Genomic DNA, 26,219 nt, shown 5'->3' with positions numbered 1-26,219 from the left:
GCTCCCGCTGTCCGGCGCGGCGCCCGTCCGCCGTCCCCGCCGGGCGCCGCGCCGGACAGCGGGAGCCGCGCCCGCAACCGCGCCCCCGCCAGCACGGGCGAGTCCGAGAGCTCCAACGAGCCCCCGTAGACCGCGAGCTGCCGCTCCAGCCGCGCCAGGCCCGAGCGCGTCGACCCCTCGACGAGTCCGCGGCCGTCGTCGTCGAGGGTGAGCACCACGACGCCCGCCTCCTCGTCGCCGCGCACCCGCAGCGAGGAGGCGCCGCCGTGCTTCAGCGCGTTGGTGACCGCCTCCTCCAGGAACCGGACCAGGAGCATCCGCTGGTCGAGCGGCGGCTCGGCGCCCTCGGCGGCGAGCGCCGGGATGCGGCCGAGGTCGAGGTCGACGGCGATCTCGGGAGGGAGGCGCGCGACGAGGTCGCGGACGGCGGGGACCAGGCCGTGGTCGATCTCGACCGGGTAGAGGGCGTGGCCGACCGCGCGCACCTCGTCCTCGCGGAGCCGGTCGAGCCGGGCGGCGATGGCGAGCAGCCGCTCCGAGGCCGCCTCGTCGGATGCGCTCGCGACCGCGTGCAGCTCGGCGGTCAGCACCACGAGTCCGTTCTGGAGGCCGCCGTGCAGGCTCTGCGCGACGTCGCGCCGCACCCGCAGCTCCTCCCGCTGCAGGGCCTGCACCGCCTCGAGCGCCTGCACGGAGGCGCGGGCGTGCTCCCGCTCCTTCTCGCGAACCCGCCGCGCCGCGCGCACGAGCAGGTAGCCGTAGGCGGTGATCAGCGCGATCACCGTGGATCCGACGACCAGCTCGACCGCGAGAGCGGGGAGTGCCGAGTGCGGGTAGACGCCGGTCAGCACCTGGAGGCAGCAGCGGACCAGGCCCATCCCCACGGCGATGACCGCCGTCCGGGCCACTCGGCCGCCGCCGGTCGAGCGCTCGGGACGCAGCACCGCGACCAGGGCGATCGCGAGCCCGATCGTCGACACGTTGACCAGGACGCGCGTCGTCACGTCGAGCAGCGGCCCCGGATCGACCCCCCGCAGCGTCCGCGACAGCATCCCGAGCGCGAAGACGGCCTGGAGCGCGGCCAGCAGCGAGAGGACGCCGCCCAGGAGGGCCATCGCTCCGAGGACGATGCGGTTGTCCTCGCGCGCGTCGCGGGGGCCGGCGCTCATCCGGTGTGCTCGAGGAAGAGGAGCGTCGCGTCGACCCGCGGGTTGCGCTCGCCGTCCGAGCGGACGCCGAGGGACGCGTAGACGGCGTTGACGTGGTTGTCGACCGAGCGGACCGCGATGCCGAGGCGCTCGCCGATCGCGGCGTTGGTCAGCCCCGATGCGAGGCCCGAGAGCACCTCGTACTGGCGCGGGCTCAGCGCGGCGACCGGGGAGTCGCGGCGGGCCGCGCGGGCGGCGACCAGCGCCGGATCGAGCACGGTGCGGCCGTCCGCCGTCGCGCGGACGGAGGCGAGCAGCGCGGGGGCGGAGAGGGAGGAGGTCTTCGAGAGGTAGCTCCAGCCGCGGGCCTCGGCGCGGTCGAGGCGGAGGAAGCGGTGCATCGCGTCGACGGCCGAGAGCAGGACGATGCCCAGCCCCGGCGCGGTGGACCGCAGCCGGCGCCCGAGCTCGATGCCGTCCCCGTCGCCGAGCTCGATGTCGAGGATCGCCACGTCGAGCTCCGCGGGCCGCAGCACCGACCGCGCCTCCGTGGCGGATCCGGCCTCCACGACGCTCCGCACGCCCGGCACCGCGCGCAGCAGCGACGACAGCATGTGCCGGTAGAGGGGCTGGTCGTCGACGACGGCCAGCCTGAGCTCCGGAACGCCCCCCACGGATGTCATCCGCCCATCTTCACCCATGCTCCGGAAGTCGAGGCGTCCCTCGACCGGGGGTCACCGCGCGAGGATCCGCGTCGGCTCGCGGGCGGCGGCGCTCGCCGTCGCGGCGGCCGCCGTGCCGACGCCGTAGCCCAGGCCGGCCGCCCAGCGCCGGTCGAGCAGCAGCCGCGCGGTCTCGACGCTCGCCGTGCTGAACGTGGTGAAGCCGCCGAGCACGCCCGTCCCGAGCACGGCCCGCCACACCGGGTCGAGGACCCCGGCCAGCACGAGCCCGGTGACGACTCCGAGCAGCAGCGACCCGCTGACGTTGATCAGCGCGGTGCCGACCGGCCAGCGCGCCGGCACGAGCGACCGCGCGACCCCGTCGACGACGAGCCGTGCGGCCGCTCCGACTCCGCCCGCGAGAGCGACCGCGAGCAGCAGGCCGGGCGTCACGCCGCCGCCCTCCGCCGCCCCGCGACAGCGATGCCCAGCGCCGCGGCGAGCACGCCCAGCACGAGCGTGCCGCCGGTGTAGAGCAGGTACTCCACGACGTGGCCGCCCTCGAGCAGCGCGACCGTGTCGAGCGAGAAGGTGCTGTAGGTCGTGAATCCGCCCAGCACGCCGGTGCCGAGCAGGAGGCGCAGGGTTCGGCGCCCGCCCTCGTCCGGTCCGCGCCGCGCCAGCGCCTCGAGCAGGAGGCCCAGGAGGAACGCGCCCGGCAGGTTCACGGCGAGCGTCGCGACCGGCACGACGCCCAGCGGAGGCAGTGCGGCGCCGATCGCGGCGCGAATCGCCGTGCCGACGGCACCGCCCGCCGCGACCAGGAGGATCGCGGAGGGGCGCAGGTGGAGGGGTCGCGTCACTCCGGGAGGTCCCAGGGCGCCGGGCGCGACGGGTCGCGGTCGGCGCGCGGGACGACGAGCACGGGGCGGTGCTGGCGGTGCGCGAGGTGGGCGGCGACGCTCCCGCTGAGGAACTCGGCGATGCTCGCGAGCACGCCCGCGTCGCGGGTGCCGACCACGATCATCCGCGCGTCGACCTCCTCGGCGACCTCGGCGAGCGCCAGGGCGGGCTCGCCCCGCGCCGCGCGCAGCGACCACTGCACGGTGCTGCCGTCCAGCTCGTGCTCGACCGTCTCGCGGAGCCCGGGCGGGAGGGACGGGCCCTCGCCGCGGTCGGCCGCGGCGCCGACGAAGCCGAGCGGGATGCCGCCGGTCATCGGATCGACGTACTCGCCGACGAGGTACGGATCGGCCGAGACCGACACGAGCAGCAGGGCGGCTCCGGCGTCGGCGGCGACGCGGGCGGCGGTGCGCAGGACCTCGGGTCGCTGGCCGTCGACGATGCCGACGAGGACGGGCCCGGTGGGGGTGGGTGCGGTCATGAGGAGCTCCTTCCCGGTTGCGCCCCATCCTGGCACCGCACGGGCGCGAGCGGTCGGAGCATCCGTGCCGGATCCGTCGTGATCGTTCCGTTATGCGCGGGCCTCGGGCTAGAGTGGCTCGTCGCCGGATTCCCACCGGCCCCCGACCCCCGTCACCACCGTCATCCGAGGAGAACGCACGCGTGTCGAAGCCAGGCATTCCCACCCCTGAGGAGAGTGCCGGCACCCCGACCACTGCACCCCCGACCCGGCGCGAGGCCCGCGAGGCCGAGCGCCGTGCTGCCCGGGCCGAGGCGGAGACGGGCGCGGCGACCGCCGGTGCCGCGGGCGAGGGCAGCGGATCGGACGACTCCGCCGCTTCCGCAGGCGCTGGCGACTCCGCGGACACCACCGTCGACGCCGCATCGGCCGTGGCGACCGCTCCGACCGTGTCGGTCGAGGTCCCCGCCGTCGCCTCCCCCGCCTCCCGGTCGATCCCGGCCTCTCCGCGCCGCGCGTCCGTCTCCCGCCCCGTCGCTCCCCGCGCCGCCGAGCCCGCCCGGGCCCGCGGCCTCAGCCGCCGCGCCCTGGCCTTCGGCACCTTCTCGGTGGTCGGCGGCCTCTTCGCCACGGCCGCGATCCCCGCGTACGGCGCCCGCAGCTCCTCCGCCACCGCGACCGGCCGCGCCGCCGCGAACCGGGTCGGCCTCCAGAACCTCACCGTCTCCTCCGACGCCGCCGGCCAGACCGCCGTCCGCGACGCCTTCGCCGCACCGACCCAGGCGCAGCTCGACGAGGCCAGCCGCCAGGCGGCCGTGCTCTCCGGATCGAACGGCGGAGAGTTCTCGACCGTGCAGACCCGCGCGGTCGGCGACGACTACCCGTGGCCCTACGAGACCATCGACGACGACGGCGGCGGACTCTCGCCCCTCGGCTACTACTACCGCGAGTGCGTCGACTTCGTGGCCTGGCGCCTCAACCGCGACGCCGGCCGCACCTCCGCGCCGTGGAAGTACACGTGGGGGAACATTACCCCGCTCGGCGGCAGCGCCTACGAGTGGCCGGACAACTGGGCCGCGAAGGGCTGGGCGACCAGCAGCGTCCCGATCGTCGGCTGCGTCGCGTGGTGGACCTACAACCACGTCTCCTACGTGCAGAAGGTCAACGACGACGGCACCGTGCTCCTCGAGGAGTACAACTACGGCGGCAAGCACAGCTACGTGACCCGCACCTTCCCCACCGCCCAGGTCCCGCTCTTCCTGTACCCGCCGGTCCTGTAGGGGGCCTGTCCCCGTCGCGCGTCGGCGGGCGGTGCGTCGCGATCCGTCCCCAGCGCACGCCGACGGGCGAGGGGGTGCGATCGCGCGTCAGGCGAGCGCGGCGAGGAGGATCGCGAAGGCGGGCGTCGTCGGATCGACGAGCGCCATGTGGTCGGCGTCGGCGAGCTCGTGCAGCTGCACGGCGGGGTGCCGGTCGGCGTATCGGCGGCTGTAGGCGTCGGGGACGTCCTCGTCGAGTACGCCGTGGATCAGCGTGGTCGGCTGCGGCGGCGCGGGCAGCTGCGCGGGGTCGGCGCCCGGGAGCAGCGCGAGGTCGCCGCCGAGGAGCTCCCCCACGGCGTCGTCGCTGAGGCGGTCGGCGGAGGCGGCGGCCAGGTCGAGCACGCCCGCCAGTGCCACCACAGCGGCGACGTGCGGCGACGGACGGGCGGCCTGCGACCAGACGGCGAGGTGGCCGCCGGCGGAGTGGCCGACGAGGGCGACCGGTCCGGCGCCGGGCAGCAGTGCCGGGAGCGCCGCGAGCACGGCCAGGACGTCGTCGCCGGTGCCCGGCCAGCCGCCTCCCGGGTCGCCCGTGCGCCGGTACTCGGGGAGGAGCACGTCGTGCCCGCGGTCGGCCAGTGCCGCCGCGAGCGGCCGGGCGTGCCGCCGGTCCCACCGCGCCCGCCAGAACCCGCCGTGCACGAGCACGACCGGCCGGCGCGCCTCGCCGGGCGCCCCGCGGAAGACGTCCGCGATCTGCTCCGGAGCCTCCCCGTACCGGCGCACCTCCTCCGGCTCGCGCCCCTCCGTCTGCTGCATCCCCCCAGTACCTCCCCGCGAGACGCCACGTCGATGCGCCCGGCACGGCGTGTCGCGTACCGGAGCGGCATCTCGCGGAGAGGGAGGGGAGGGCGCGGGAGCTCGCGTCAGGACTCGAACCAGCCCCGGGGGTGGTGGTCGGCCGTGAGGGGCGTGCGCGGCCGGGTCGGGCGGGCCCAGCGGACGGCGTTCGCCAGCACGCGCCGGATGTCCGGGTGGTGGTAGACGGGGTAGTCCTGGTCGCCGGGCGAGAAGTAGAAGACCTTCCCGAGGCCGCGGGTGTAGGTCACGCCGGAGCGGAACACCTCGCCGCCGGTGAAGGTCGACAGGAACACCGTCTCCTCCGGCACCGGGATGTCGAAGTACTCGCCGTACATCTCCTGCTCGGGGATGATCAGCGGGCTGGGCACGCCCTCGGCGATCGGATGGGTGGGCGCGATCGTCCAGACCAGCTCGCGGTCGCGGTCGTTGCGCCACTTCAGCGAGCAGGTCGTGCCCATGAGCGCTTTGAAGATCGACGAGTAGTGGCCCGAGTGCAGGACCAGGATCCCCATCCCCTCCTGCACGTGCCGCAGGACGCGCTGGACGACCTCGTCCGACACCTCCTCGTGCGCGATGTGCCCCCACCACAGCAGCACGTCCGTCGTCGCGAGCGCCTCCTCGGTGAGCCCGTGCTCGGGCTCGGGGAGCGTCGCGGTGCGCACCGAGACGGCGTCGCCGAGCGACTCCGCGAGTCCGTCCGCGATGACGCGGTGGATGCCGTCCGGGTAGTGGCGCAGCACGGTCTCGTCGCCGCGGGTCTCGTGGCGGAACTCGTTCCAGACGAGGACCTCGATCGGGGCGCTCATGCGACCGCCACCTCCTGCTTCTCGGCGGCGGAGCGGTAGATCGCGTCGACCACCCGGCTGCGGTGCAGCGCGTACTCGCCGTAGTGGCCGGAGTAGCGGGGGCCGCCCGCGGGCGCGTCGGCTCCCGAGGCGATCGCCTCCAGGAACTCGGCGATGACCGAGCGGTGGTGTCCGGCGGGGACCTTCACGTCGGGGTGCGAGACGGTCGGCGCTCCGGCGACCTCGGAGTAGAGCGTCAGAGTCCCCTCCGTGGCGTAGTCGGCGATGTGGAGGCGCGCGCCCCCGGCCGAGCCGAGCAGCTCGACCTCGATGTCCTCGTCGACCTTCGAGTAGCTGGCCCAGGAGGCGTCGAGCTGGAGCGAGCGGCCGTTGTCGAGGCGCAGCAGGGCGCTCGAGAAGTCCTCCACCTCGAACGCGTGCGTGCCGGTGGCGGCGACGCCGTGCGGGCGCCCTCCGCGGCCGGAGCGGCCGATCTCGCCGTACGCGACCGCCGAGACGCTGGTCACGCGCGGCTCGTCGAGCAGGTGCAGCGCGATGTCGAGCACGTGGGAGCCGAGGTCGATCAGCGGGCCGCCGCCGGCGAGCTCCTTGCTGGTGAACCAGGAGCCGATGCCGGGGATGCCGGTGCGCCGCTGCCAGCTCGCGCGGGCGTGGTAGACGTCGCCGAGCGGTGCGTCGTCGAGGTAGTCGCGGAGGAAGGCGACGTCGGCGCGGCGGCGGTGGTTGTAGGCGATCTCGAGCACCCGGTCGTTCGTGCGGGCGGCCTCGACCATCTCGGCCGCCAGCTCGGCGGTGGTGGCGAGCGGCTTCTCGCAGAAGACGTGCTTGCCGCTCGCGAGCGCGGCCACGGCGATCGGGTGGTGCAGGTGGTTCGGGACGCCGATGGAGACGACGTCGAGGTCGTCGCGAGCGACGAGCTCCTCCCAGTCGGCGTAGAGGTCGGGGACGCCGCGGGTCGCGCCGAGTTCGTGCAGGCGCGCCTCCTCCTGGCCGGCGAGCGCGACGACGCGGGCGCCGGGCAGGGACTGGAAGGCGTCGAGGTGGGTGGTGCCGGCGAAGCCGAGGCCGACGACCCCCACGCGCAGCTCAGTGGTGTTCTCTGTCATGCGCCGAGCCTACTCGAATCGATTCGAGCACTCCACGGGCGGGGCGGCTTTCCGGAGCATTGGGCAGGCCGGGCGTCAGGCCGCGAGGCGCTTCTCGAGCGCGGCGAGCGACGCGCGCAGGGCCGGCGCCTCGAGGGCGTCGCCGTCGGCGGCGGCGTGCGCGGCGGCGAACGCCTGGACCTGGCGGTGCAGCTCGACGCGGGTCCCGCCGCGGGCGACGACCGCGAGCCGCTCGGCGAGGCGCACGCCGGCGCGGACGACGAGCGGCTGCTCCATCGCGTACGAGCGCAGGGCGAGGAACACGTCGGCCAGCAGCTCGCCCGCTCGGGGCCACGGGACGACCAGGCGGACGACTCCGTCGGCGTCGGCGTAGCGGCCGCGCGCCTCCGGACGGCCGCAGAGGTCGACGAGCGCGCTCGTCAGGGCCTCGACGGCGCCGACCGCGGTGTACGGGTCGTTCGTGCCGGTCGCGAGCCCGCGGACTCCGATCTCGACCACCTGCTGGACGGCGTAGCGGAGGTCCTGGTGCGGGGTGCGCGCGTCGGCGACGACGACCGCGGCGACCGCCTCCTCCTGGGCGACGGACCCCTCCAGGACCTCGAGCACCGGGTCTCCGACGAGGACGTGGTCGCCGGGCAGCGCGAGCACCCGGAGCCGCGCGTCGCCGCGTCGGGCCAGGGCGACCAGCCGCTCGATCTCGAGCTGCTCGACGTAGCCGCCGCGCACCGCCCGCAGCACGACCGGCTCGCGCCCCGCCGGCGGCAGGGCCTCCTCCGCATTCGTCGGCTCCTCCCCGTCCTCCGGGTGCAGCCGCTCGATGACGTCGACGAGCTCGCCGAGCACCCGCTGCTGCAGCGTCGTCACCTGCACCGACAGAGCGATGTGGTGGATGAAGTAGACGAGCACCGCGACGTCGCCCACCGCGAGCAGCACCGAGAACGAGACGGCCACCACCGGCACGAACGTCAGCGACGCGTCCTCCTCCGTGTGCACCGCGCGCAGCACGATCAGGGAGTACAGGAACGTGGAGGTGAGCACCGCCAGGACGATCTGGTTGCCGCGGTCGGCCATGAAGTTGCGGACCAGCCGGGGCCCGTAGGCGGAGGACGTGGTCGCCAGCACCGAGATCGTGATCGAGAACGAGGTCGCAGCGACGCCGAGCATCGTCCCGCCGATCGCCGAGAGGATCGCCCGGCCGCCGGTCGGCGACAGGTCCTCGATCAGGGGGATGTCACTGACGCCGGCGCGGACCAGCAGGTGGTCGACCTCGACCAGCCCCAGCGCCAGCCCGACGGCGAGGACGCCGAACAGGGCCGGGAGGAACCAGAAGGATTCGCGGAGGTGGAGGAGCCGGGAGCGCATGCTCGAAGGCTAGGGCGGCGCCTGCTCGCGGGCCGCGCCGCCGCGGAGGCTTGCGCGCCGGGCCGGGACGTGCCGCGGAGGCGTCGTCGCGTCGAGGGCCGTCCGCACTGCGGGGGCGTCCTCGCGACGGACGCCGGACGCACCGGAGGCGCCGACCCCACGGGGATCGGCGCCTCCACGGGGCGTCAGGTGACGTTGATGAGCGTGCGCTGCCAGCCGGAGGAGCCGTCGGGCGCGACCGGTGCGCGGTCCTCGATCTGGACCATGCCGTTCTTGTCGACCGCGCGGACCGCGACGTAGTGCGAGCCGGGCTGGGCGTCCCAGTCGACGAACCACTGCACCCAGGTGTCGAGGTTGACCGGGGTCGAGAGCGTCGCCTCCTGCCAGTCGCCGTTGTCGATGCTCACCTCGACCTTCTCGATGCCGATGCTCTGCGCCCAGGCGACGCCCGCGATCTTGAGAGCGCCCGAGGTGACGGGGACGCCGATCCGCGGGGTGTCGATCCGCGAGGACATCTTGATGGGGGCCTCGGCGGAGTAGCCGCGCGGGGTCCAGTAGGCCTGGTCGGCCTCGAAGGTGGTGACCTTGAGCTCGGTGAGCCACTTGGTGGCCGAGACGTAGCCGTAGAGGCCGGGCACGATCATCCGCACCGGGAAGCCGTGCTCGAACGGGAGGGGCTCGCCGTTCATGCCGACGGCGAGGATCGCGTCGAGGTTCTCGTCCGTGACCGCGGTGATCGGGGTGGACGCCGTGTATCCGTCGCTGCTGGTCGAGAGGAGCATGTCGGCTCCGCTCTGCACGCCGGCCATCTTCAGCACGTCGCGGAGGGGGACGCCGAGCCACTTGGCGTTGCCGACGAGGTTGCCGCCGACCTGGTTCGAGACGCAGGTGAGGGTGATGCCGTACTCGTCGAGGCCCATGTCGAAGATCTGCTGGAGGTTGAGCGTCACCTCGCGGTCGACCATGCCGGTGATCTTCAGCGACCAGGCCGACGGGTCCAGGTTGGGCACGGTGAGGGCGGTGTCGACGCGGTAAAAGTCGGCGTTCGGCGTGTAGAGCGGGGTGATGCCCTCGATGTCGAGCTCGGCGCCCGCGGGGACCGAGACAGTGCTGCGCGGGGACGGCAGGCGCAGGGCGTCGCGGACGCCGGCGAGGGAGGAGGTGGCCGCGTTGACCAGGCGGGCTCCGGTGCCGACGACTGCCGCGCCGACGGCGGAGATCAGCGCGATGCGGAAGAAGCCGCGGCGCTCGAGGGCGCCCGGACGGGCCTCGGAGGATGTTCCCCTGGCCTCCGAGGCCCGGGCCGCACGCCAGCCGCGCAGGCGCGTGAAGAGGAGGTGCATGACGACGACGGCGACGACGAGTCCGACCAGCGTGGGCACCGCGGCGAGCGGCGACGCTCCCGTGCGGGTCACGATGGCGGCGATCGAGAGGCCGCCGGCGATCACGAGCAGCACCTGGCCGAGCGGCGGGCGGACCAGCTGGAGCACTCCGGCGATCGCGGCGGCGACGACGACCGCGGCGCCCACGCTGCCGAGCAGGAAGGTCTTGTCGTTCTCGCCGAACGTCTCGATCGCGAACTCCTTGAGCGGGCGCGGGACGATGTCGACGATGAAGGCGCCGAGCGCGAGCACGGGGCTCGCGGTGCGGGCGACCGCGAGGGCGATGAGCTCGGCGACGGCGAGGAGGACTCCGCCCGTGACGATGCCCGCGAGGGCGGCGAGCAGGAAGTAGAGAGCTCGATGCTCGCGCACGGGTGCCGCTGTCTGGTTCATGGAGGAGAGTTTTCTCCCGCGACCTGCCGTTTCCCAGGGTGTCCCTGGTTTGGTCGTGTAGGCGCCTTTTTCATAACGAACAGGTAACGCACAGCGGCGTGACCGCGGCCGGGTCGGTCGAGGGGCCGACCCGCGAGGTCGGCCCGGCGTCGGCCCGGATCCGTCTCGAGATCGCCGACGGCGAGGATCGTCGACGGCGAGGATCGTCGACGGTGAGAATCGTCGACGCCGGTCCCGTGCGGTGGGCTCGGCGCAGGCGCGCTCGGACCCGCGCGACGGACTCGCGTCCCGCTGCCCCTCCGCGGTCCGGAGTGACGGTGCCGCGGACCGCTCGGGTCGGCTGCTCGCCGCCACGCCTCTTCTTCCAGCGGCCCCCGCGAGGGCCGGTCCGTCAGAGCGCCCCGAGGACCGGGCCGCCGAGGATCGCCTCCGCCTCGTGCCAGAGCCGCGCGCCCAGCGCCGCGTCGGTCGAGCTGGGCACGGGAGTCGCGAGCACCGGCTCCCCCGCGGCTCCGTGGCGGGGGCCGATGTAGGCGTTCCACGGCAGTGTCGGTGCGGCGACGGCGGCGACGGCGGGTCGCGCCGCGGAGTCCTTCCCCTGCACCAGGCGCGAGACCAGCGGCGCGAGGGCGGGTGCGAGGAGCCGCACGGGCAGCGGCCGCTCGTGGAGCGGCGGCCGCTCGGGGGTGAGGGCGTCGATGGCGCCGCCGGGGTGGGCGACGACGGAGCGGATCCGAGACCCCGCCTCGAGGAGGCGCCGGTCGAGCTCGAACCCCAGGATCTCCGCGGCGTGCTTGGACATCGCGTAGGCGACGCGGGGGCGGTAGGACTTCTGCGAGAGCCAGTCGTCGGGGTCGAAGGGGATCCGCCGGGTGAGCATGCTGCCGGTGCTGACGATCCGCGCGGCCGGCGCCTCCTCGAGCGCCGGCAGTGCGGAGCGCAGGAGCTCGAGGTGCGCGAGGACGTTCACGCCGACCGTCGACTCGACGCCGAAAGCGCCCGTCGCAGCGGTCCTCGGCGCGGCGATGATCCCCGCGTTGAGGACGATGCCGTCGAGGGTGCCGAGGCGCCGGAGGGCGTCCCCCGCCGACAGGATCGACTCCCGGTCGGAGAGGTCCAGCGGCAGGTGGCGGTGCAGGCCCGGCTCGGGGAGCAACCCGATGGCCGAGTGCGCCCGGGCCGCCGAGCGGGCGGCGACGACGACCCGTGCGCCGAGGCGGGCGAGTCCCTCCGCGACGAAGAAGCCGATGCCGCCGGCGGCCCCGGTGACGACGACGGTGCGCCCGTCGAGTCGTGCGATCTCCACGGCGGTCTCCCTTCGGCGCCCGAGAAGGGGCGCGGTGGTCTCGGAAGGGCTCTGATTCCCTTCAATCCTTGAAGCTTCAAGGTACATGCTTCAGGACTTGAAGCGATATTCTGCTCGCATGGCGACGCGACGGGACGAGCGGCTGGCGGACGCACTGGCCGCGGTCTACGACGTGGTGGCGCGCACCGACGAGGCGCTCGCTCCGGCACTGCGCGAGTACGGCATCACCGCCACGACCGCCCACCTCCTCTGGAGCATCGACCCCGACGAGCCCGCGCCGTCCATGAGTGAGGCGGCCGCCCGAGCGCACTGCACCCCTCAGAACGTCACCTTCCTCTGCCGGCAGCTCGAGGCGCGGGGACTGGTCGAGCGCCGCGTGTCGCCGACGGACCAGCGGCAGCGCATCATCGGGATCACGCCGCTCGGCCGCGTCGCCCGCGAGCGGATCAGCGCGCTCGTCTCCGCCGACTCCCCCCTGGCGCGGAGGACCGATGCGGTGCTCGACGCCGTCGTCGAGCTGCTCGGCCCGCCGCCGGGCCTCACCGCGCGCGACGCCCCCGCCGGAGGACCGCCGCGTTCGCAGTGACGATGAGGGCGATGCCGAGCCATCCGGCCGCGCCGACGTCCTGCCCGAGCACGACCGCGCCGATGAGGGCTGCCAGGACGGGGTTGACGCTCATGAGCGTCCCGAACACGCTCGCCGGGAGCCTCCGGAGCGCGATCACGTCGGCCACGAACGGGACGGCCGTCGCCAGGACGCCGGCGCCGACCGCCAGGAGCACGGTGCCCGCGTCGGGGCGCGTCGTGACGAGCGTCCAGACGGCGACGGGCAGGAAGACGGCGGCGGAGATCCCGGTCGCCGTGGCGGTCCCCTGCGCTCCGGGCAGCCGGAGTCCGATGATCCGGTTGAGCAGGATGTACGCGGCCCAGCAGCACGCGGCCGCGAGACCGAGCGCGATCCCCAGCTGGTCGGACGAGGGCCTCGGCCCGGCGATCGCGACGACGCCCGCTCCGGCGACGAGGGCGCAGAGCGCGCTGGTCCTGCTCCGGGAGCCGAGGAGCGCGACCGCCAGCGGCCCGCAGAACTCCAGGGTCACCGCCAGCCCCAGCCCGATGCGGTCGATGGCCGCGTAGAGCGTGAGGTTCATCGCTCCGAACACCACGGCGAGGAGCAGGACGGGCCACCACTGCGCGCGGGTCAGGTCGCGGATCCGCGGCCGGACGACCGGGAGGAGGATCAGCGCGGCGACGATCTGCCGGACGGCGACCACTCCGACGGACCCCAGGACCGGGAAGGCCAGAGTCCCGGAGGCCGCCCCGAGCTGGTTCGAGAGGGCGCTCGCGAGGGCGGTCGCGACGCCGACGGTCCGGCCGTCGCCGGGGAGCTGCTTCGTCATGCCGGAAGTCTGCGAGCCGTCCGGCCCCGGCTCACAATGCATAACCGGTCCGATCGATGCGGGAACCGCATGAATAGGATGCGGTCATGGAACTGGAACTGCGCCACCTCCGGTCGTTCGTCGGCGTCGTGGACGCCGGGACCTTCACCGACGCGGGGATCGACCTCGGCATCTCCCAGACGGCGGTCTCCCGCAACGTCGCGGCGCTCGAGTCCGTCCTCGGACGAAGGCTCCTCCACCGGACGACTCGCAGCGTCGAGCTCGCGCCGGCGGGCGAGCGGGTGCTGCGGCACGCCCGCCGCGTCCTGGCCGTCGTCGACGATCTGCGCGAGGAGGCGGCGGCCGGGACGGACACGATCCGGATCGGGTACGCCTGGTCGGCTCTCGGCGAGCACACCCAGGAGTTCCAGCGCCGCTGGGCGGCCGCGCTCCCCCAGCACGAGCTGCGGCTGATCCGCTCCAACACGCCCACCGCGGGGCTCGCCGAGGGCCTCAGCGATCTGGCGATCCTCCGGCGCGGATCCCCGGCTGCGGACGTCGAGTCGGCTCTGATCGGCACCGAGAAGCGCTACTGCGCGCTGTCCGTCGACGACCCGCTCGCCGCGAAGCGCACGGTCACCCTCGCCCAGGTGGCGACCGCTCCGCTGGCGCTCGACGACCGGACCGGGAGCACCCGGCTCGACCTCTGGCCCGAGCACGACCGGCCGCGGATCACCGTGCCGACGACCGACGTCGACGACTGGCTCACGGTGATCAGCAGCGGCTCCGCCCGCGGAGTGACCGCGGAATCGACGGTGAGCCAGTACCGACGGCAGGGCCTCGCCTACCGGGTCGTCCGCGACGCCCCGCCGGTCCCCGTGCACGCCGCGTGGATCCGGAGCGACCCGCCGCCCGTCCTGGGCGACGTCATCGGGCTGCTCCAGGGCCTCTACCGCGCCTCCGACTGACGACGACGGCCGCCGGGGGCGATCCCCGGCGGCCGTCGTCGTCACGTCACTTGCAGGTGAGAGCGGAGTACGCGGCCTGCTTCGTGGTCGTCACTGCGGCTCCGTCCAGGGTGGCCGTCGCGGTCACCGTCGCCGAGCCCGCGGCCACCGAGGCGGCGCGGGTGGTGAAGGCGTGGGACGCGCTCGACCCCGGAGCGATCCCGGTGAACGACTTCGAGCCCCAGGAGGACGCGATGGCGATCGCCGCCGGGACCTTCGCGTCGTTCCGGGCGGAGACCGTCACCACGACCCTGCCCGCCACGCAGCGGCTGGTGGCCGTCACGGTGGTCGGCACCGTCGCCGCGGAGGCGCGGACGATCGAGAGGCGGTAGGTCGCGGTGGTCGTGTGGTCCTGCGCCGACGACTCGACGACCACGCTCGTCGTGCCCGACGCCGCGAGCGGCACCGTGCGGCGGAGCGTGTCGTCGATCAGCACGCCGTCGACCTTCACCAGACCGCTGGGCACGGCCGGGTCGAGGTCGAGCGAGACGCTGGTCGTGCCGGCCGGCACCGTCAGGGTGTGGTCCCGCACCCCGGCGGCGAGCGCCGGCGAGAGCGTCCCGACGTCGGAGGAGAGCTTCGTCAGCTCCGGGTCCACCGCGTAGGTGGTCGACTCCGTGGTGTAGACCCCGAAGACGCCGCCGACGTAGCTGGACCCGGTGCCCTGGAAGCGCACCGTGACGACGGGGATCTTCCGTCCCTGCGCGTCGAGCACGTACTTCCCGCTCTGGTCGCGCTTGTAGCTGTCCTTCGCGGCGAGGCCGCTGAGGACGGACGCCGGGATCCGGTCGTACTGGACGTACCAGCTCGTCGCTCCGGCCGCTCCCGAGACCACCTCGGTCTTGAGCTTCACGTCGTTGAGGTAGACGTCGAAGGTTCGTCCCGCGTCGCCGCCGTAGTAGCGGACGCCGAGGTGGTTGGCCGGTAGGGTCGGGTCGACGATCATGTCGTACTGGAAGTACGCCTCCGCCGAGCGCTCGCCGTCGCGGTAGCCCTCCCCGCGCCAGGTGCCGACTCCGGACCGCGCGCTCTTGTAGTTCTTGTCGGCCTCGCTGTTGTTGTTGTCGAACGAGGTGAGGGAGTCGATGGTCGTCTCGTCGACGCGCAGCTGCTCCTTCTGGGTCCGGATCAGCGCCTGCGCCGCGGCCGAGTCGGGCTCGATCAGGGTCATGTACGTCGCGTAGCGGGCGTTGTAGAGGCTGTAGTACGGGGTGAAGACCCGGGCGGCGGAGGCGGCGTCGACGTTCTTCATGCCGAAGCGCATCGTGGTGCGGCCGTTGCCGTCCGCGCCGTCGGGCAGGCGCACCAGGTTGTCGCGGATCGCCGAGGTCCAGGCCGCGGAGTCGCCCACGACGATGTTCGAGTTCACGGACTTGTCGGCCGTGCCCATCCGCACCAGGACGCCGGCGACGTAGGACGCCTCGACGTTCGAGCGGTTGAGCTCGGTCGCCAGCAGCACCGGTCCGTAGCGGAAGGCGGTCCAGTCGGCGCTCTCGGTGTCCGCGACGGCGGCGACCGCGGCGGGCAGCGTCCAGGTGAGGACGTCACCGGCGGCGACGGCGACGGAGACGTAGCCGGCCTCGGCCGTGACCGTGCGGGTCGCGCCGTTCACGGTCAGCGTCGGTGCTCCGTCGATCCAGGACGGGACGCGCAGCTTCAGGGTCGTGCCCGCGGCCACGGCTCCTCCCGCCAGCGCCTCGACCCGCAGGGTCGCGGTGTCGGTGGCGGGGATGTCCGCCGTCTGGCTCAGCCTCAGGTTGTTCGCCGACGAGCGGAGCACGGAGGAGCGGAACTGGTTCACGAAGACGGTCTTCGGCTTCTCGAAGTAGATCGAGTCGCCGAGCTTCGTGAAGCTCTCGATGCCGGTGCCGTGGTCGCACCAGAACTCGTCGTGCTCGTGCCCGAAGACCTTCGCGTAGCCCGCGGTCTGCGGCTGGAAGTAGGTCACCATGCCCGTGTCCGGGTTCTGCACCGAGAGGACGCCGTTGATGAACGCCTCCTCGTAGAAGTCGGCGTACTTCACGTCCTCCGTCACCTGGAACAGCGACCGGGTGAGCTTGAGCATGTTGTAGATGTTGCAGCCCTCGGAGGTGGAGTTCTCGCCGTAGCCGGTGGTCTGGCCGTTGGTCGCGTACTCGTGGAGGGTGCCGGGGGCGTGGAAGTGCTCGGACTGGCTGTTGCCGCCGTTGGCGTAGGTGTGGGTCTCGTCGACCATGCGCCAGAAGTTCTCGGCGGCGCGGCGGTACATGTCGAGGTCCGACTTCTCGGCGTCGGTCAGCGTCGCGTAGAGCGCCGGGTCGTCGGTGAAGACGCGGTAGCGCTTCAGCGCGCCGATCAGCTTCGGGATCGTGGTGTTCGCGTGCAGCCCGTTGAGGACGTCCTCGTTGTCCGCCAGCTTGCGGAACAGCGCCGTCTCGTCGAAGTACTCCGCCGCGCGCTTGTGCGCCGGGTCGTGCGTGGTCTCGTAGAGGCGGTAGAGCGCCTCGTTCATCCCGCCGTACTCGGTGTTGAGGAGCTGACCGGGGTTCGCCTGACGGCCCGCCCAGGCGGTGATCCAGCTGCCGAAGCCGCCGGCGACGACGAGCGCCTTCTGCGAGACGGCGTCGGGGGCGTGCTCGTGGGCGTCCAGGAGGCCCGCGAGCACCTTGTGCAGGTTGTAGAAGGGGACGAGCAGGCCGTCGCCGCCCGAGGGGAGGTAGCGGGTCGGGAACGGCGAGACGTAGCCGGCGTTCGCGGGGTCCTTCAGCGCGTAGGCGTCCTGGACCTTCTTCAGCCCGTCGACGGAGGCGGTGAGCTTCGCGAGCAGGGCGGCCTTCGTGGTCGGGTCCTCGGTGGTGGCGTAGGCCTGCGAGAGCGCGGACACGTAGTGGCCGAAGAAGTGGCCCTGGAACCGGGTGCCGTTCTCGCGCTCCCAGCCCCCGTATCCGCCGCTCGTGGTCGGGGCGAGCCCGGCCTCGCGGTAGAAGGAGTAGAGGAACATCTCGGGATCGAGGCTCAGCAGGTACTCGACGGTCTGCTGCTCCCCGTTCTCGAGGTACGGGTCCTGCACGGAGACGTCGGACAGGCCGGCCTCCAGAAGGTAGTTCGACGTCTTCACTCCCCGGGGCTGCACCTGGAGAGTGTAGGTCTTCGTGACCGCGGTGCTGCCCCCGTAGGTGGCGGAGCCGGTGAGGACGACCTGCGTCGCGGAGCCGGTGGGCGGCGTGACCGCGGCCGTGCCTCCGCTGATCGCGACGGTCGCCGGGTCGGAGGAGGTCCAGCTGAGGGCGGACCCCTTCGCGCCGACGGTGGGCAGGGTGAAGCCGGTGCTGGTGCTCGCGGGCGGGGCGACCAGCTCGAGGTCGGCCCGGGCGATGCTCGCGGGGTCGAAGGAGGGGTTGCCGGCCTTCGTCAGGGCGACGACGTCGGTGGTGGTCGCGACGCCGTTGTAGAGCGCGTAGTCGTCGAGCAGGCCGCGCAGGTGCGCGCCGTTGTACTGGGGGCCGTTGAAGCCGAGGGTCTTCGTCGAGGTGCTCTCGGAGCCGAGGACGCCGGATGCGGAGGAGGACGGCGCGGTCTTGACGACGGCGGTCTGCTTCACCCCGTTGCGGTAGAAGGCGACGGCCTTGGTGCTCTTGTCGTACGTGGCGACCACGTGCGTCCACTCCCCCGCGGGGAAGAAGCCGGAGCGGGCGGTCTCGACGGCGACCTTGTACGGCTGACCGCCGGACGGGCCGATCGAGAGGGCGAGCGGAGTGCCGTCGCCCTCGGAGGTGAGGTACCAGCCGTCGGAGTTGTAGGCGGTCTTGTTCCAGGTGAAGACCTGCTCACCGGTCATCGCGCTGGTCGGCTTGTACCAGAACGAGACGGTGAGGTCGGCGGGCTGCAGCGCCGCCGCAGTGCCGAGCGAGATCGCGTTCGATCCGGTGAACTCGAACGCCCGGCCGTTCAGGCCGGTGCCGTAGGAGGCGGTGCCCTTCTGCATCCCGAGGGCGGTACCACGACCGCTGGTGTCGGCGAGCGACCCGTCGAACGGGAGCTCGAGCACCTTCGCGGCGTCGAGCGAGGTGGTGGGGGCGGCCTGGGCCGTGGGGCCGACCGACAGGAGACCCGCCGTCAGCGCCATCACCGCCACGGTGGCCAGGGGGAGTCGTCGTCTCATTCGTGAGGCCTCTCGTCGTTGAGAAATCCGGCCCAGGGGGGCGGGCCGCCTCGAATGTTACCGTTAACAATATCTTTCGGTGAGGTTTCGGTGAGAGGACTGACAGGGTCCTCGAGCGCTCAGCGGCGCCGGTCCAGAGCCGCCCGGAGGTACGGAGCGGTGCGGCTGCCCGCGGCCTCGGCGACCTCCTCCGGAGTGCCCGTCGCGACCACCGAGCCGCCGGCCCGGCCCGCCCCCGGGCCGAGGTCCACGACCCAGTCCGCGTCGGCGACGACGCGCATGTCGTGCTCGACGACGATCACCGTGTTGCCCGCGTCGACGAGGTGCTGCAGGTGCTCGAGCAGGCGGTCGGCGTCGGCGGGGTGCAGGCCCGACGTCGGCTCGTCGAGCAGGTAGAGCGTGTCCCCGCGCTGGGCGCGACGCAGCTCCGAGGCGAGCTTCACCCGCTGCGCCTCTCCCCCGGACAACTCGGGCGCCGGCTGGCCGAGCGAGACGTAGCCGAGCCCCACGTCCACCAGCGCGTCGAGGTGGCGGGCGACCTCGCGGTCCTCGGCGAAGGCCTCGCGCGCGTCGGCGACGCTCAGCGCGAGGACGTCGGCGATCGTCCGGCCGCCGAGGGTGACCTCGAGGGTCTCGTCGTTGTACCGCGTGCCGCCGCACGCCGAGCAGGGCGCCTCGACGGTCGGGAGGAACAGCAGCTCCACCTCCACGGAGCCCTCGCCCTTGCAGACGGGGCAGCGCCCGCTGGGCAGGTTGAAGGAGAAGCGGCTCGCCGAGAAGCGGCGGCGCTTCGCCTCCGGGGTGGCCGCGAAGAGCGTCCGCACCGGGTCGAACAGGCCCGTGTAGGTCGCGACGTTCGAGCGCGAGGTCCGGCCGATCGGGGTCTGGGTCACCTGCACCACCCGGCGCAGGCGGTCCGCGGGCCCGGAGGCGGTGCCGCGGGTCGCCGCCGCGGCCGCGTCGAGCAGCGGGTCCGCCTCCCCGCCCTCCTCGGCCGGCGCGTCCTCGGCGACGTCGGCGCGGAGCGAGGCGCGCAGCAGATCGGGCAGCGCCTGGTTCACGAGCGTCGACTTGCCCGACCCGGAGACGCCGGTGACCGCGGTGAGCACCCCGACCGGGAACGCGACGGAGAGGTCGTCGAGGGTGTGCCGCGAGACTCCGGCGAGCTCGATCCACTGCTCCGCGGTGCGGCGGGAGCGCAGCGGCGCCGGGTCGCCCTCGGGGAAGAGGTAGCGGCGGGTGACGGAGCCGCGGGCGCCCGGCAGGCCGTCGAGCGGGCCGGAGTAGACGACGGTGCCGCCCCCCGACCCCGCGCCCGGGCCGATGTCGACGATCCAGTCGGCCTCGCGGATGACGTCGAGGGAGTGCTCGACGAAGAAGACGGTGTTGCCGGTCGCGCGCAGGGTCCGCAGGATGCCGAGCAGCGCCTCCGTGTCGGCGGGGTGCAGGCCCGTGGACGGCTCGTCGAGCACGAAGACGACGCCGAAGAGGCGCGAGAGCACCTGCGTCGCGAGGCGCATCCGCTGGAGCTCCCCCGAGGAGAGCGTCGGCGTGGAGCGGTCGAGCGAGAGGTGGCCGAGGCCCAGGTCGACGATCGGCGCGAGGCGGGCGACGAGGTCCTCGACCAGCCGCTGCGCGGCCAGGCGGGTCTGCGGAGCGCCGTCGGCCGGGGTCCAGCCGGGCTCCAGCACGCGCCGCGCGACGACGACCAGCTCCTCGAGCGGGAGCGCCGACAGCTCGGTGATGTCGAGCCCCTCGAAGGTGACGGCGAGCGCGTCGGGCTTCAGCCTCCGGCCGCCGCACACCGGGCAGGCGACGCTGACGACGAACGAGGCCGCGCGCTCGCGCATCCGGGCGCTCTTCGAGCCGGCGAAGGTGTCGAGCACGTAGCGGCGCACCCCGAGGAACGTGCTCATGTAGCGCGGCTCGTCACCGGCGGCCACGGCCGCGCGCACCTCCGCGGGAGAGCGGTCGGTCCACACGGGAACCTGCGGGGAGTCAGGAGTGTGCAGGATCCAGTCGCGGTCCTCCGCGGGCAGGTCGCGCCACGGAGCGTCGATGTCGTGTCCGAGCGAGATCAGGCTGTCGCGCAGCTGCTTGCCGTGCCAGGCGGTCGGCCAGGCGGCGAGCGCCCCGTCGCGGATCGAGAGCGAGTCGTCCGGCACCATCAGCTCGTCGGGGACGTCGTAGACCCGGCCGATGCCGTGGCAGCTCGGGCAGGCGCCCTGCACGGTGTTGGCCGAGAAGTCCTCGGCCAGCAGCATCGGCGCGCCCTCGGGGTAGGCGCCGATGCGCGAGAACACCATCCGCACCACGCTCGAGAGCGTCGTCGCGCTGCCGACCGTGGAGCGGGCCGAGCCTCCGGAGCGCCGCTGCGGGAGGGCGACGGCCGGCGGCAGGCCCTCGATCGAGTCGACGTCCGGCACGCCGACCTGGTCGATCAGCCGCCGCGCGTAGGGGGCGACCGACTCGAAGTAGCGGCGCTGCGCCTCCGCGTAGAGCGTGCCGAAGGCGAGCGAGCTCTTGCCCGATCCCGAGACCCCCGTGAAGGCGACGAGGGCGTCGCGCGGCACGTCGACGTCGATGCTCCGGAGGTTGTTCTCGCGGGCGCCGCGCACGCGGACGCGGTCGAGGGGGTCGGTGGTTCCAGGCGCGCTCATCCGTACAGCCTGCCGTGCCGGGATGTGGGGCGGCCCGCGCGCAGCGCTGAGGCGCCTGACGCCGAGACGGCCGCTCCCGGCCGAGGCACCGCGGTGGGGCGGTGTCTCGGCGGGGGCGGGCCGTCTCGGCGTCAGCGGCGCGCGTGCGTCAGCAGGTGCGCGCCGGGTAGGCCGCGGTCAGGGCGCCCGCGGTGAGCGCGGCGGCCGGGACGGAGGCCTGGCGGGTGGTGAAGGCGGCCGAGGCGCTGGCGCCGGGGGCGGCGGTCAGCGTCTGCGAGGCGCCGAACGGCGAGCGGATGACGACCGAGAGGGGCGTCGTGCCCGTGTTCTTCACCACTCCGGTGAGGACGACCCTGCCCGCGACGCAGCGGGTGGAGGCGGTGAGCGTCGAGGTCGGTGCCGTCACCACTACGGTCGCGGTGACCGTGACGGCCGTGGAGCTCGAGAGCCGGCGGTCGGCGGCGTCGTAGGCCGTCGATCCGTTCGCGCCCACCCACTGGTTGTCGTTCGCACCGATCGTGCGGACGACTCCGGTGACGGAGTAGCGGCCGGGCGCCGTCGCCACCGCGGAGGTGTCCCAGGTGACCGGCTGCGAGGCGGTGCCGCGGTTGTAGGCGAGCACGACGTCGGCGCGGGCGGGCAGAGCCGCCGCGGCGTCGGCGCCGGAGGCGACCGTCACCTCGCCGAGGTCCGAGCGGACCGCGGAGGCGGCGTCGGCCGAGCGGACCTCGGCGTACCGCCCCGCGGTCAGCGAGACGATGCCGCCGTGCTTGGTCGACGAGGCGAGCGAGAAGCCCGGGTCGGTCAGCTGGGTCCAGCCCGCGTCGAGGTCGTTCGTCACCATCGGCCTGTAGCCGGTCGCGGGGATCACGTCGACGTAGAGGTACCAGGTGTCCTCGCCGTGGTCCTTGAACACCGCGGGGCCCTCGACCCCACCGGGGTTGCCGCCGGACCATACCGCGCCGATGCGCGACTGGATCTGCGTCCACGAAGTCGTCGGCAGCCACCAGGTCGCCGAGGTGGTCGACTCCATGTAGATGCCCTTGCCGGTGCCGTTGTCCTTCGAGATCCGGTAGGTCGTGCCGGAGTCCTGGATCAGCGTGGTGTCGATCGTGTCGGCCCCGGTGTCGATGAAGGTGCCGCCGTACGAGTAGGTGGCCTGCGTGAAGTCCGTGGTCGCTCCCCAGAGCACGCGGGAGGATCCGGTGCCCGGCGTGTGCGCCGCGGTCGGGTAGACCGTCGAGGACCAGTAGACGACGAACGCGCCCTTGCCGGGTCCCGCGTAGTCCGGCACCCACGTGGCCTCGGGAGCCCACATCATGCCGGCCTCGAGCTTCTTCGTCCCCGCGGCGTCGAGCGCCACGTCGAACTGGCGCAGGTCGCTCCACGACACGAGGTCGCTCGACTCCCAGACGTTCATCTTCGTGCTGCCCTCGGTGGTCCAGTAGCACCAGGTGTCGCAGGTGCTGGGGCCCCGGTCGCCGCCGAAGACCCGGAGGTCCGTGGCGATGATGTAGTACTTCTTCGTGTCGGGGTTGTAGGTCAGGTACGGGTCGCGGACGCCGGTGGTGCCGAGGTCGGAGGCCAGGATCGGCTTCGCGCCGTTCAGCGGGTCCCACTTCTCGGGGTCGTCGCCGCGGGAGACGTCGAGGTAGATCTTCTCGGCGTAGCCCTCGGAGTCCTCGACGAAGTGGACCATCAGGTAGCCGTAGGGGGTGTCGACGCCGACCTGCGGCTCGACGGTCACGGCGATCGAGCGGGTCTGCACGACTCCGCGGATCGACGCCGTCGCGGTGAGCGTCGAGGCGCGCGCGGCCTGGCCCACGGCGGGGCGGTCGGCGCTGAGGGTGCGGCCGTCGGCCGAGACGCGCAGGGTCGGGTCGCTGGAGGACCAGGTCACCGCTCCCCCGTAGTCGGGCAGGTTCGTGGTCGAGTCGTCGACGGTGAGCGGGGCGACCCCGGCCAGCACGGCGGCGGCGATCGGGGAGAACGTGGAGGCGTGCGGCTTCGCGTCGACGGTCGACACGGCCACCACCTCCGCCCCGGTGAGCGCGCGGTCGTAGACGCGGAACGCCGAGACCTCGCCCGTGTAGAACGGGTCGGGGTACGGTGCGCGGCCGATCGTGTTGAGCGACTGGTCGGCCACCGACGAGGGGCGCAGGGCGGTGGGCGCCGAGGCGACCTGGACGCCGTCGACGAAGAACGAGATCGTGCCGGCGCTGCCGTCGATCACCGACGTGAGGTTGTACCAGCGGTCGGCGGTGAGGGCGGAGGCGCTGCGGGCGTTGTTCTCGCCGTTCCCTCCGCTGGTCGTGATCGCGGTGCGCACGCGATCGCGGACGGACGCGAACCAGTACTGGTTCGTGCTGTCGCTGCCGATGTTCCACAGGAAGTGGAAGTTCGAGAGCATCGACGCGTCGGCGCGGGTCTCGATCGTGACGGTGGCCGACGAGCGGCCGGTCAGCAGGTTCGCGGGCAGCTGCACCCAGGGGGCCGTGGTGCTGCTCTTGGGGCCGCCGGTGAGGCGGAGCGACGTGCCGGTCCAGAGCGCGTCGGTCGCGTTGCGGACGGTGGCGGCTCCCACGCCTCCGCTCACGGTGTTCGGGACCGTGCTGCCGGTGGTCTGCGTGAACCGGTAGTCGGCGAGGAGGCCCTGCTGCGGGATCACGGCATCGGCCGCTTGCGCGGCCGGAGCAGGGGCGACGAGGCCCGAGAGCAGCACTGCTCCGAGGCCGAGCGCGGCGAGCGCTGCGCGCAGCGGCGCTCGCCGCGCGGGTGTGGTGGTGGGGGGCATGGTGCTCCTTCAGTGGAGTGGTGCTGTTCGAGGGGAGGGTCTCGGGGTGCAGGGCCCTGCTGGGTCGAGCAGCGCCGTCAGGGACGTGTCGGGACCTGCGTGCGGAGCACGGGGGTCCCGACACGCCGCTGAGCGGCTGCTCGACCGGCAGAGGGGGCGGCTCAGACGGCGGAGTCCTTGCTGATGCGGAGCCCCGTGAGGGGCGTATCGAGACCCGTGCACGGAGCAGGAGGTCTCGATACGCCGCTGCGCCGGCTGCTCGACCGGCAGGAGGGGGTCAGCCGCAGGTGAGCGCGGGGTGGCTCGCGGTGACGGTCGCGGTGCGGCCGGCGTCGTCGGTGCCCGCGACGGCGACCGTCGTGGATCCGGCCGGGACGCTCGTCTGACGGGTCGTCACGGCGGTCGACGTGCTCACTCCGCCGGCGAGCGCGGTGACCCGCTTCGCCGCGGTACCGGTGCCGATCGTGACGTCGACGGGCAGGTCGTCCGCGTTCCTCACGACCGTGGTGACGACGACCTTGCCGGCGACGCACCGCGCGGCCGAGGTCGCCACCGGCTGCAGCGGCACCGTCGACGCCGGGGCGCCGAGCGAGACGCGGAAGCGCTGGCAGTCGTTGTTCAGGACGCTCCACTGACCGATCCTGGTGCCGTTCTGCGCGGAGCAGTTCGACAGGTCGAGCGCCTTGCCGCTGTGCGCGGCCCGCAGCTCGACGGTGCCGTCGTTGCCCGGGCGGAGGCGCCAGCTGCTGCCCGTGACGCCGCACGCGCCCTGGGTGACGGTCGCGCCGTCGGCGGTGGAGCCCCCGGTGACCGCGAGGCACTTGGCGGCGGCCGAGACGGGGTGCATCTCGAGCGCGCCGTCGGCGGCGGAGCCGAAGGTGACGCGCTGGCAGGGCGAGCCGAGCCAGTCCTGCTGCTGGAGCAGGGCGCCGTCGGCCGTGGAGCAGTTCGGCAGGTCGAAGGACTTGCCGGTGACGAAGGACGTGACGGCGACGGGTCCGGCGGGGCGCAGCACCCACTCCTGAGCCGCGGCGGAGGTGGCGGCCGCCTGGCGGACGGTCGAGCCGGACGCCTCCAGCAGCTTGCCGCTGGTGCGGTTCGTCAGGGTCGAGTAGCCGCCGGTGGCCGGGGCGACCGTCCACTGCTGGCAGCTCGTGGTGAGCCATGCGGACTGCTGGAGCCCGGCGGTTCCGGTGGCGCAGCCGACCGGTCCGAGCGCCTTGCCGCTCGAGGCGTTCATCACGCGGAGGGTGCCCTCGCCGGTGGCGTCGAGCATCCAGTTCGCGCGCGGGGTCGAGCAGGAGCCCTGCACGACGCCGGCGCCGTCGCCGCTCTGCGCGGAGGAGACGGTGGCGCAGAGGCCGGTGCTGCGGCTGACGAGCTGCCACGGGGCGCCCTCGACGCGAGCGGTGATCGGGGCGTTCTCGCCGCTGGGGACGGGGATGCGGGCCGCGGTGCCGAGCGGAGCGCCGAAGTCGGGCTCGCCGGTCGCCGTCCACTCCACGATGTGCGCGCGGGCCGAGCGCTGGCGGCTGCAGCCGTCGTTCGGGCCGGGGTTCGCGTGGTACAGGTTCCAGGTCTCGGTGCCGTCGGGCGAGTCGAAGAAGTCGTTGTGACCGGTGCCGTACTCGCCGTTCGCCTTCGAGAAGACGGGTCCGTCGCTCTTGGTCCAGGAGGAGGCGAGAACCGGGTCGCCGGTGCCGTCGTACTCGAGGGTGCCCAGCTGGTAGTCCTCGGTGCCGCAGAAGCTCGCCGAGTAGACGATCCAGGTCCGGCCGTCCTTCTGCAGCGGGATCGGACCCTCGTTGACGGGCATGCCGATGGTCTCCCACGGCTCGACCGGCTCCGAGAGGACGGTGCCGGTGCTGGTCGCGGTCCACGGGTCCGACATCCGGGCGATGTAGTTGCTCTGGAGGCCGTTCCCGGGCTGGAACTCGGACCAGGTCATGAACAGCTCGCCGTTCAGCTCCAGGTACGCGCCGTCGATGTTCCACCGGTCGGTCGGCACGGGGCGGCCCTTGTAGGTGTACGGGCCCATCGGGTCGTCCCCGGCGCTCTCGATCACCTGCAGGTGCTGGCCGTCGAAGTTCCCCGCGGTCCCCATCGTGTACATGAGGTACCAGCGCCAGCCGTTCGGGCCCTGGAGCCGCTGCAGCTCGGGCGCCCACATGTTGGCGTTCCGGCCGGGGTTCGTGTCGGTGTAGACGGTGGTCGGGGCGGTGGTGCCGAGCGCCGCGAGGGTGGGCGCCTTCCGCATCACGACGCGGTTGTCCCAGGTCGTCGCGACCATGTAGTAGTTGCCGTCGTGGAACTCGATCGTGGGATCGGCGGTGTCCGGAGCGATCGGGTTGGTGAAGGTCGGCTCGCCGAGGGCGACGGCCGGGGAGGCGGCGGTGAAGGGCAGGGCCACCACCGCGGCGAGCAGGATCAGCAGCCCGGCCGTGAGGCGGCGCCGGAGCCCCGCGGATCGGGGGCGCTCGGTGTCGGCGGGCGTCGGTGCGGTCGTCATCGTGACTCCATCGTCAGGGGGCGGCGTGGGGCCCGGGGGCGCACCGTGAGCGGCGCGCCCCCGGGGGCGGAGGGGCTCCGG

At 73.5% G+C, this 26,219-nt stretch carries 19 protein-coding genes; 3 read left to right on the top strand and 16 right to left on the bottom strand.

Annotated elements, in window-relative coordinates:
• From C5D50_RS05835 to C5D50_RS05815, 5 genes are all read right to left on the bottom strand, one after another.
• A partial coding sequence (locus tag C5D50_RS05835; protein ID WP_104288953.1) for a sensor histidine kinase occupies positions 1-1,169 on the bottom strand: 1,169 nt, incomplete at its 3' end.
• A complete protein-coding gene (locus C5D50_RS05830; protein ID WP_104237929.1) occupies positions 1,166-1,831 on the bottom strand; it encodes a response regulator transcription factor in 666 nt (221 codons plus the stop codon). The genes C5D50_RS05830 and C5D50_RS05835, both read right to left, overlap by 4 nt.
• A gap of 51 nt (positions 1,832-1,882) precedes the next feature.
• On the bottom strand, positions 1,883-2,263 hold the full coding sequence (locus tag C5D50_RS05825; protein ID WP_104288952.1) for a CrcB family protein: 381 nt from the start codon (positions 2,261-2,263) through the stop codon (positions 1,883-1,885).
• The gene (locus C5D50_RS05820) at positions 2,260-2,673 is read right to left on the bottom strand and encodes a CrcB family protein (RefSeq protein ID WP_104288951.1); all 414 of its coding nucleotides are present in this window, start codon (positions 2,671-2,673) and stop codon (positions 2,260-2,262) included. The genes C5D50_RS05825 and C5D50_RS05820 overlap by 4 nt, the downstream gene beginning before the upstream one ends.
• Entirely contained in the window at positions 2,670-3,194 is a 525-nt protein-coding gene (locus tag C5D50_RS05815; RefSeq protein WP_104288950.1) for a universal stress protein, read from the bottom strand. Before C5D50_RS05815 ends, C5D50_RS05820 begins: the two co-directional genes overlap by 4 nt.
• A gap of 182 nt (positions 3,195-3,376) precedes the next feature.
• Between C5D50_RS05815 and C5D50_RS05810 the strand changes: the two genes are divergently transcribed.
• Positions 3,377-4,453, top strand: a complete 1,077-nt coding sequence (locus tag C5D50_RS05810) for a CHAP domain-containing protein (protein ID WP_104283025.1) — start codon at positions 3,377-3,379, stop codon at positions 4,451-4,453.
• An 87-nt stretch (positions 4,454-4,540) separates the two neighbouring features.
• Here the strand turns inward: C5D50_RS05810 and C5D50_RS05805 are convergent, their stop codons facing one another.
• From C5D50_RS05805 to C5D50_RS05780, 6 genes are all read right to left on the bottom strand, one after another.
• On the bottom strand, positions 4,541-5,254 hold the full coding sequence (locus C5D50_RS05805; protein WP_104283024.1) for an alpha/beta hydrolase: 714 nt from the start codon (positions 5,252-5,254) through the stop codon (positions 4,541-4,543).
• A 107-nt stretch (positions 5,255-5,361) separates the two neighbouring features.
• Positions 5,362-6,102 carry a ThuA domain-containing protein gene (locus C5D50_RS05800; RefSeq protein ID WP_104226581.1) on the bottom strand — a complete coding sequence of 247 codons (741 nt, stop codon included), beginning with the start codon at positions 6,100-6,102 and terminating at the stop codon, positions 5,362-5,364.
• Positions 6,099-7,208, bottom strand: a complete 1,110-nt coding sequence (locus C5D50_RS05795) for a Gfo/Idh/MocA family protein (protein ID WP_104248208.1) — start codon at positions 7,206-7,208, stop codon at positions 6,099-6,101. The genes C5D50_RS05800 and C5D50_RS05795 overlap by 4 nt, the downstream gene beginning before the upstream one ends.
• Positions 7,209-7,283: 75 nt before the next feature.
• Positions 7,284-8,570 carry a DUF2254 domain-containing protein gene (locus C5D50_RS05790; protein ID WP_104283023.1) on the bottom strand — a complete coding sequence of 429 codons (1,287 nt, stop codon included), beginning with the start codon at positions 8,568-8,570 and terminating at the stop codon, positions 7,284-7,286.
• A gap of 185 nt (positions 8,571-8,755) precedes the next feature.
• A complete protein-coding gene (locus C5D50_RS05785; protein ID WP_104226578.1) occupies positions 8,756-10,345 on the bottom strand; it encodes a molybdopterin-dependent oxidoreductase in 1,590 nt (529 codons plus the stop codon).
• A 391-nt stretch (positions 10,346-10,736) separates the two neighbouring features.
• Entirely contained in the window at positions 10,737-11,651 is a 915-nt protein-coding gene (locus C5D50_RS05780; protein WP_181137307.1) for an SDR family NAD(P)-dependent oxidoreductase, read from the bottom strand.
• A 118-nt stretch (positions 11,652-11,769) separates the two neighbouring features.
• Between C5D50_RS05780 and C5D50_RS05775 the strand changes: the two genes are divergently transcribed.
• Complete coding sequence (locus C5D50_RS05775) at positions 11,770-12,237, top strand: MarR family winged helix-turn-helix transcriptional regulator (protein ID WP_181137306.1); 468 nt, start codon at positions 11,770-11,772, stop codon at positions 12,235-12,237.
• On the opposite strand, the gene C5D50_RS05770 is transcribed toward C5D50_RS05775, so the two are convergent.
• Positions 12,191-13,048, bottom strand: coding sequence for a DMT family transporter (locus C5D50_RS05770; protein ID WP_104283020.1), 858 nt, complete (start codon positions 13,046-13,048; stop codon positions 12,191-12,193). The genes C5D50_RS05775 and C5D50_RS05770 overlap by 47 nt on opposite strands.
• Positions 13,049-13,134: 86 nt before the next feature.
• Here C5D50_RS05770 and C5D50_RS05765 point away from each other — a divergent pair, with 86 nt between their 5' ends.
• Positions 13,135-13,995, top strand: coding sequence for a LysR family transcriptional regulator (locus C5D50_RS05765; protein WP_104283019.1), 861 nt, complete (start codon positions 13,135-13,137; stop codon positions 13,993-13,995).
• A gap of 46 nt (positions 13,996-14,041) precedes the next feature.
• Here the strand turns inward: C5D50_RS05765 and C5D50_RS05760 are convergent, their stop codons facing one another.
• From C5D50_RS05760 to C5D50_RS05745, 4 genes are all read right to left on the bottom strand, one after another.
• Positions 14,042-18,175: a beta-L-arabinofuranosidase domain-containing protein gene (locus C5D50_RS05760; protein ID WP_104283018.1), complete on the bottom strand. Its 4,134-nt coding sequence runs from the start codon at positions 18,173-18,175 to the stop codon at positions 14,042-14,044.
• A gap of 119 nt (positions 18,176-18,294) precedes the next feature.
• Positions 18,295-20,835, bottom strand: a complete 2,541-nt coding sequence (locus C5D50_RS05755; RefSeq protein ID WP_104283017.1) for an excinuclease ABC subunit UvrA — start codon at positions 20,833-20,835, stop codon at positions 18,295-18,297.
• 148 nt (positions 20,836-20,983) lie between these two features.
• Positions 20,984-23,629 carry a LamG-like jellyroll fold domain-containing protein gene (locus tag C5D50_RS05750; protein WP_104283016.1) on the bottom strand — a complete coding sequence of 882 codons (2,646 nt, stop codon included), beginning with the start codon at positions 23,627-23,629 and terminating at the stop codon, positions 20,984-20,986.
• Between the two features lie 277 nt (positions 23,630-23,906).
• Positions 23,907-26,138, bottom strand: coding sequence for a family 43 glycosylhydrolase (locus tag C5D50_RS05745; RefSeq protein WP_104283015.1), 2,232 nt, complete (start codon positions 26,136-26,138; stop codon positions 23,907-23,909).
• Positions 26,139-26,219 lie beyond the last annotated feature (81 nt).

This window comes from Rathayibacter sp. RFBD1 (assembly GCF_002932915.1).
Lineage (GTDB): Bacteria > Actinomycetota > Actinomycetes > Actinomycetales > Microbacteriaceae > Rathayibacter.
This window is presented reverse-complemented; position numbering and strand designations above follow the sequence as displayed.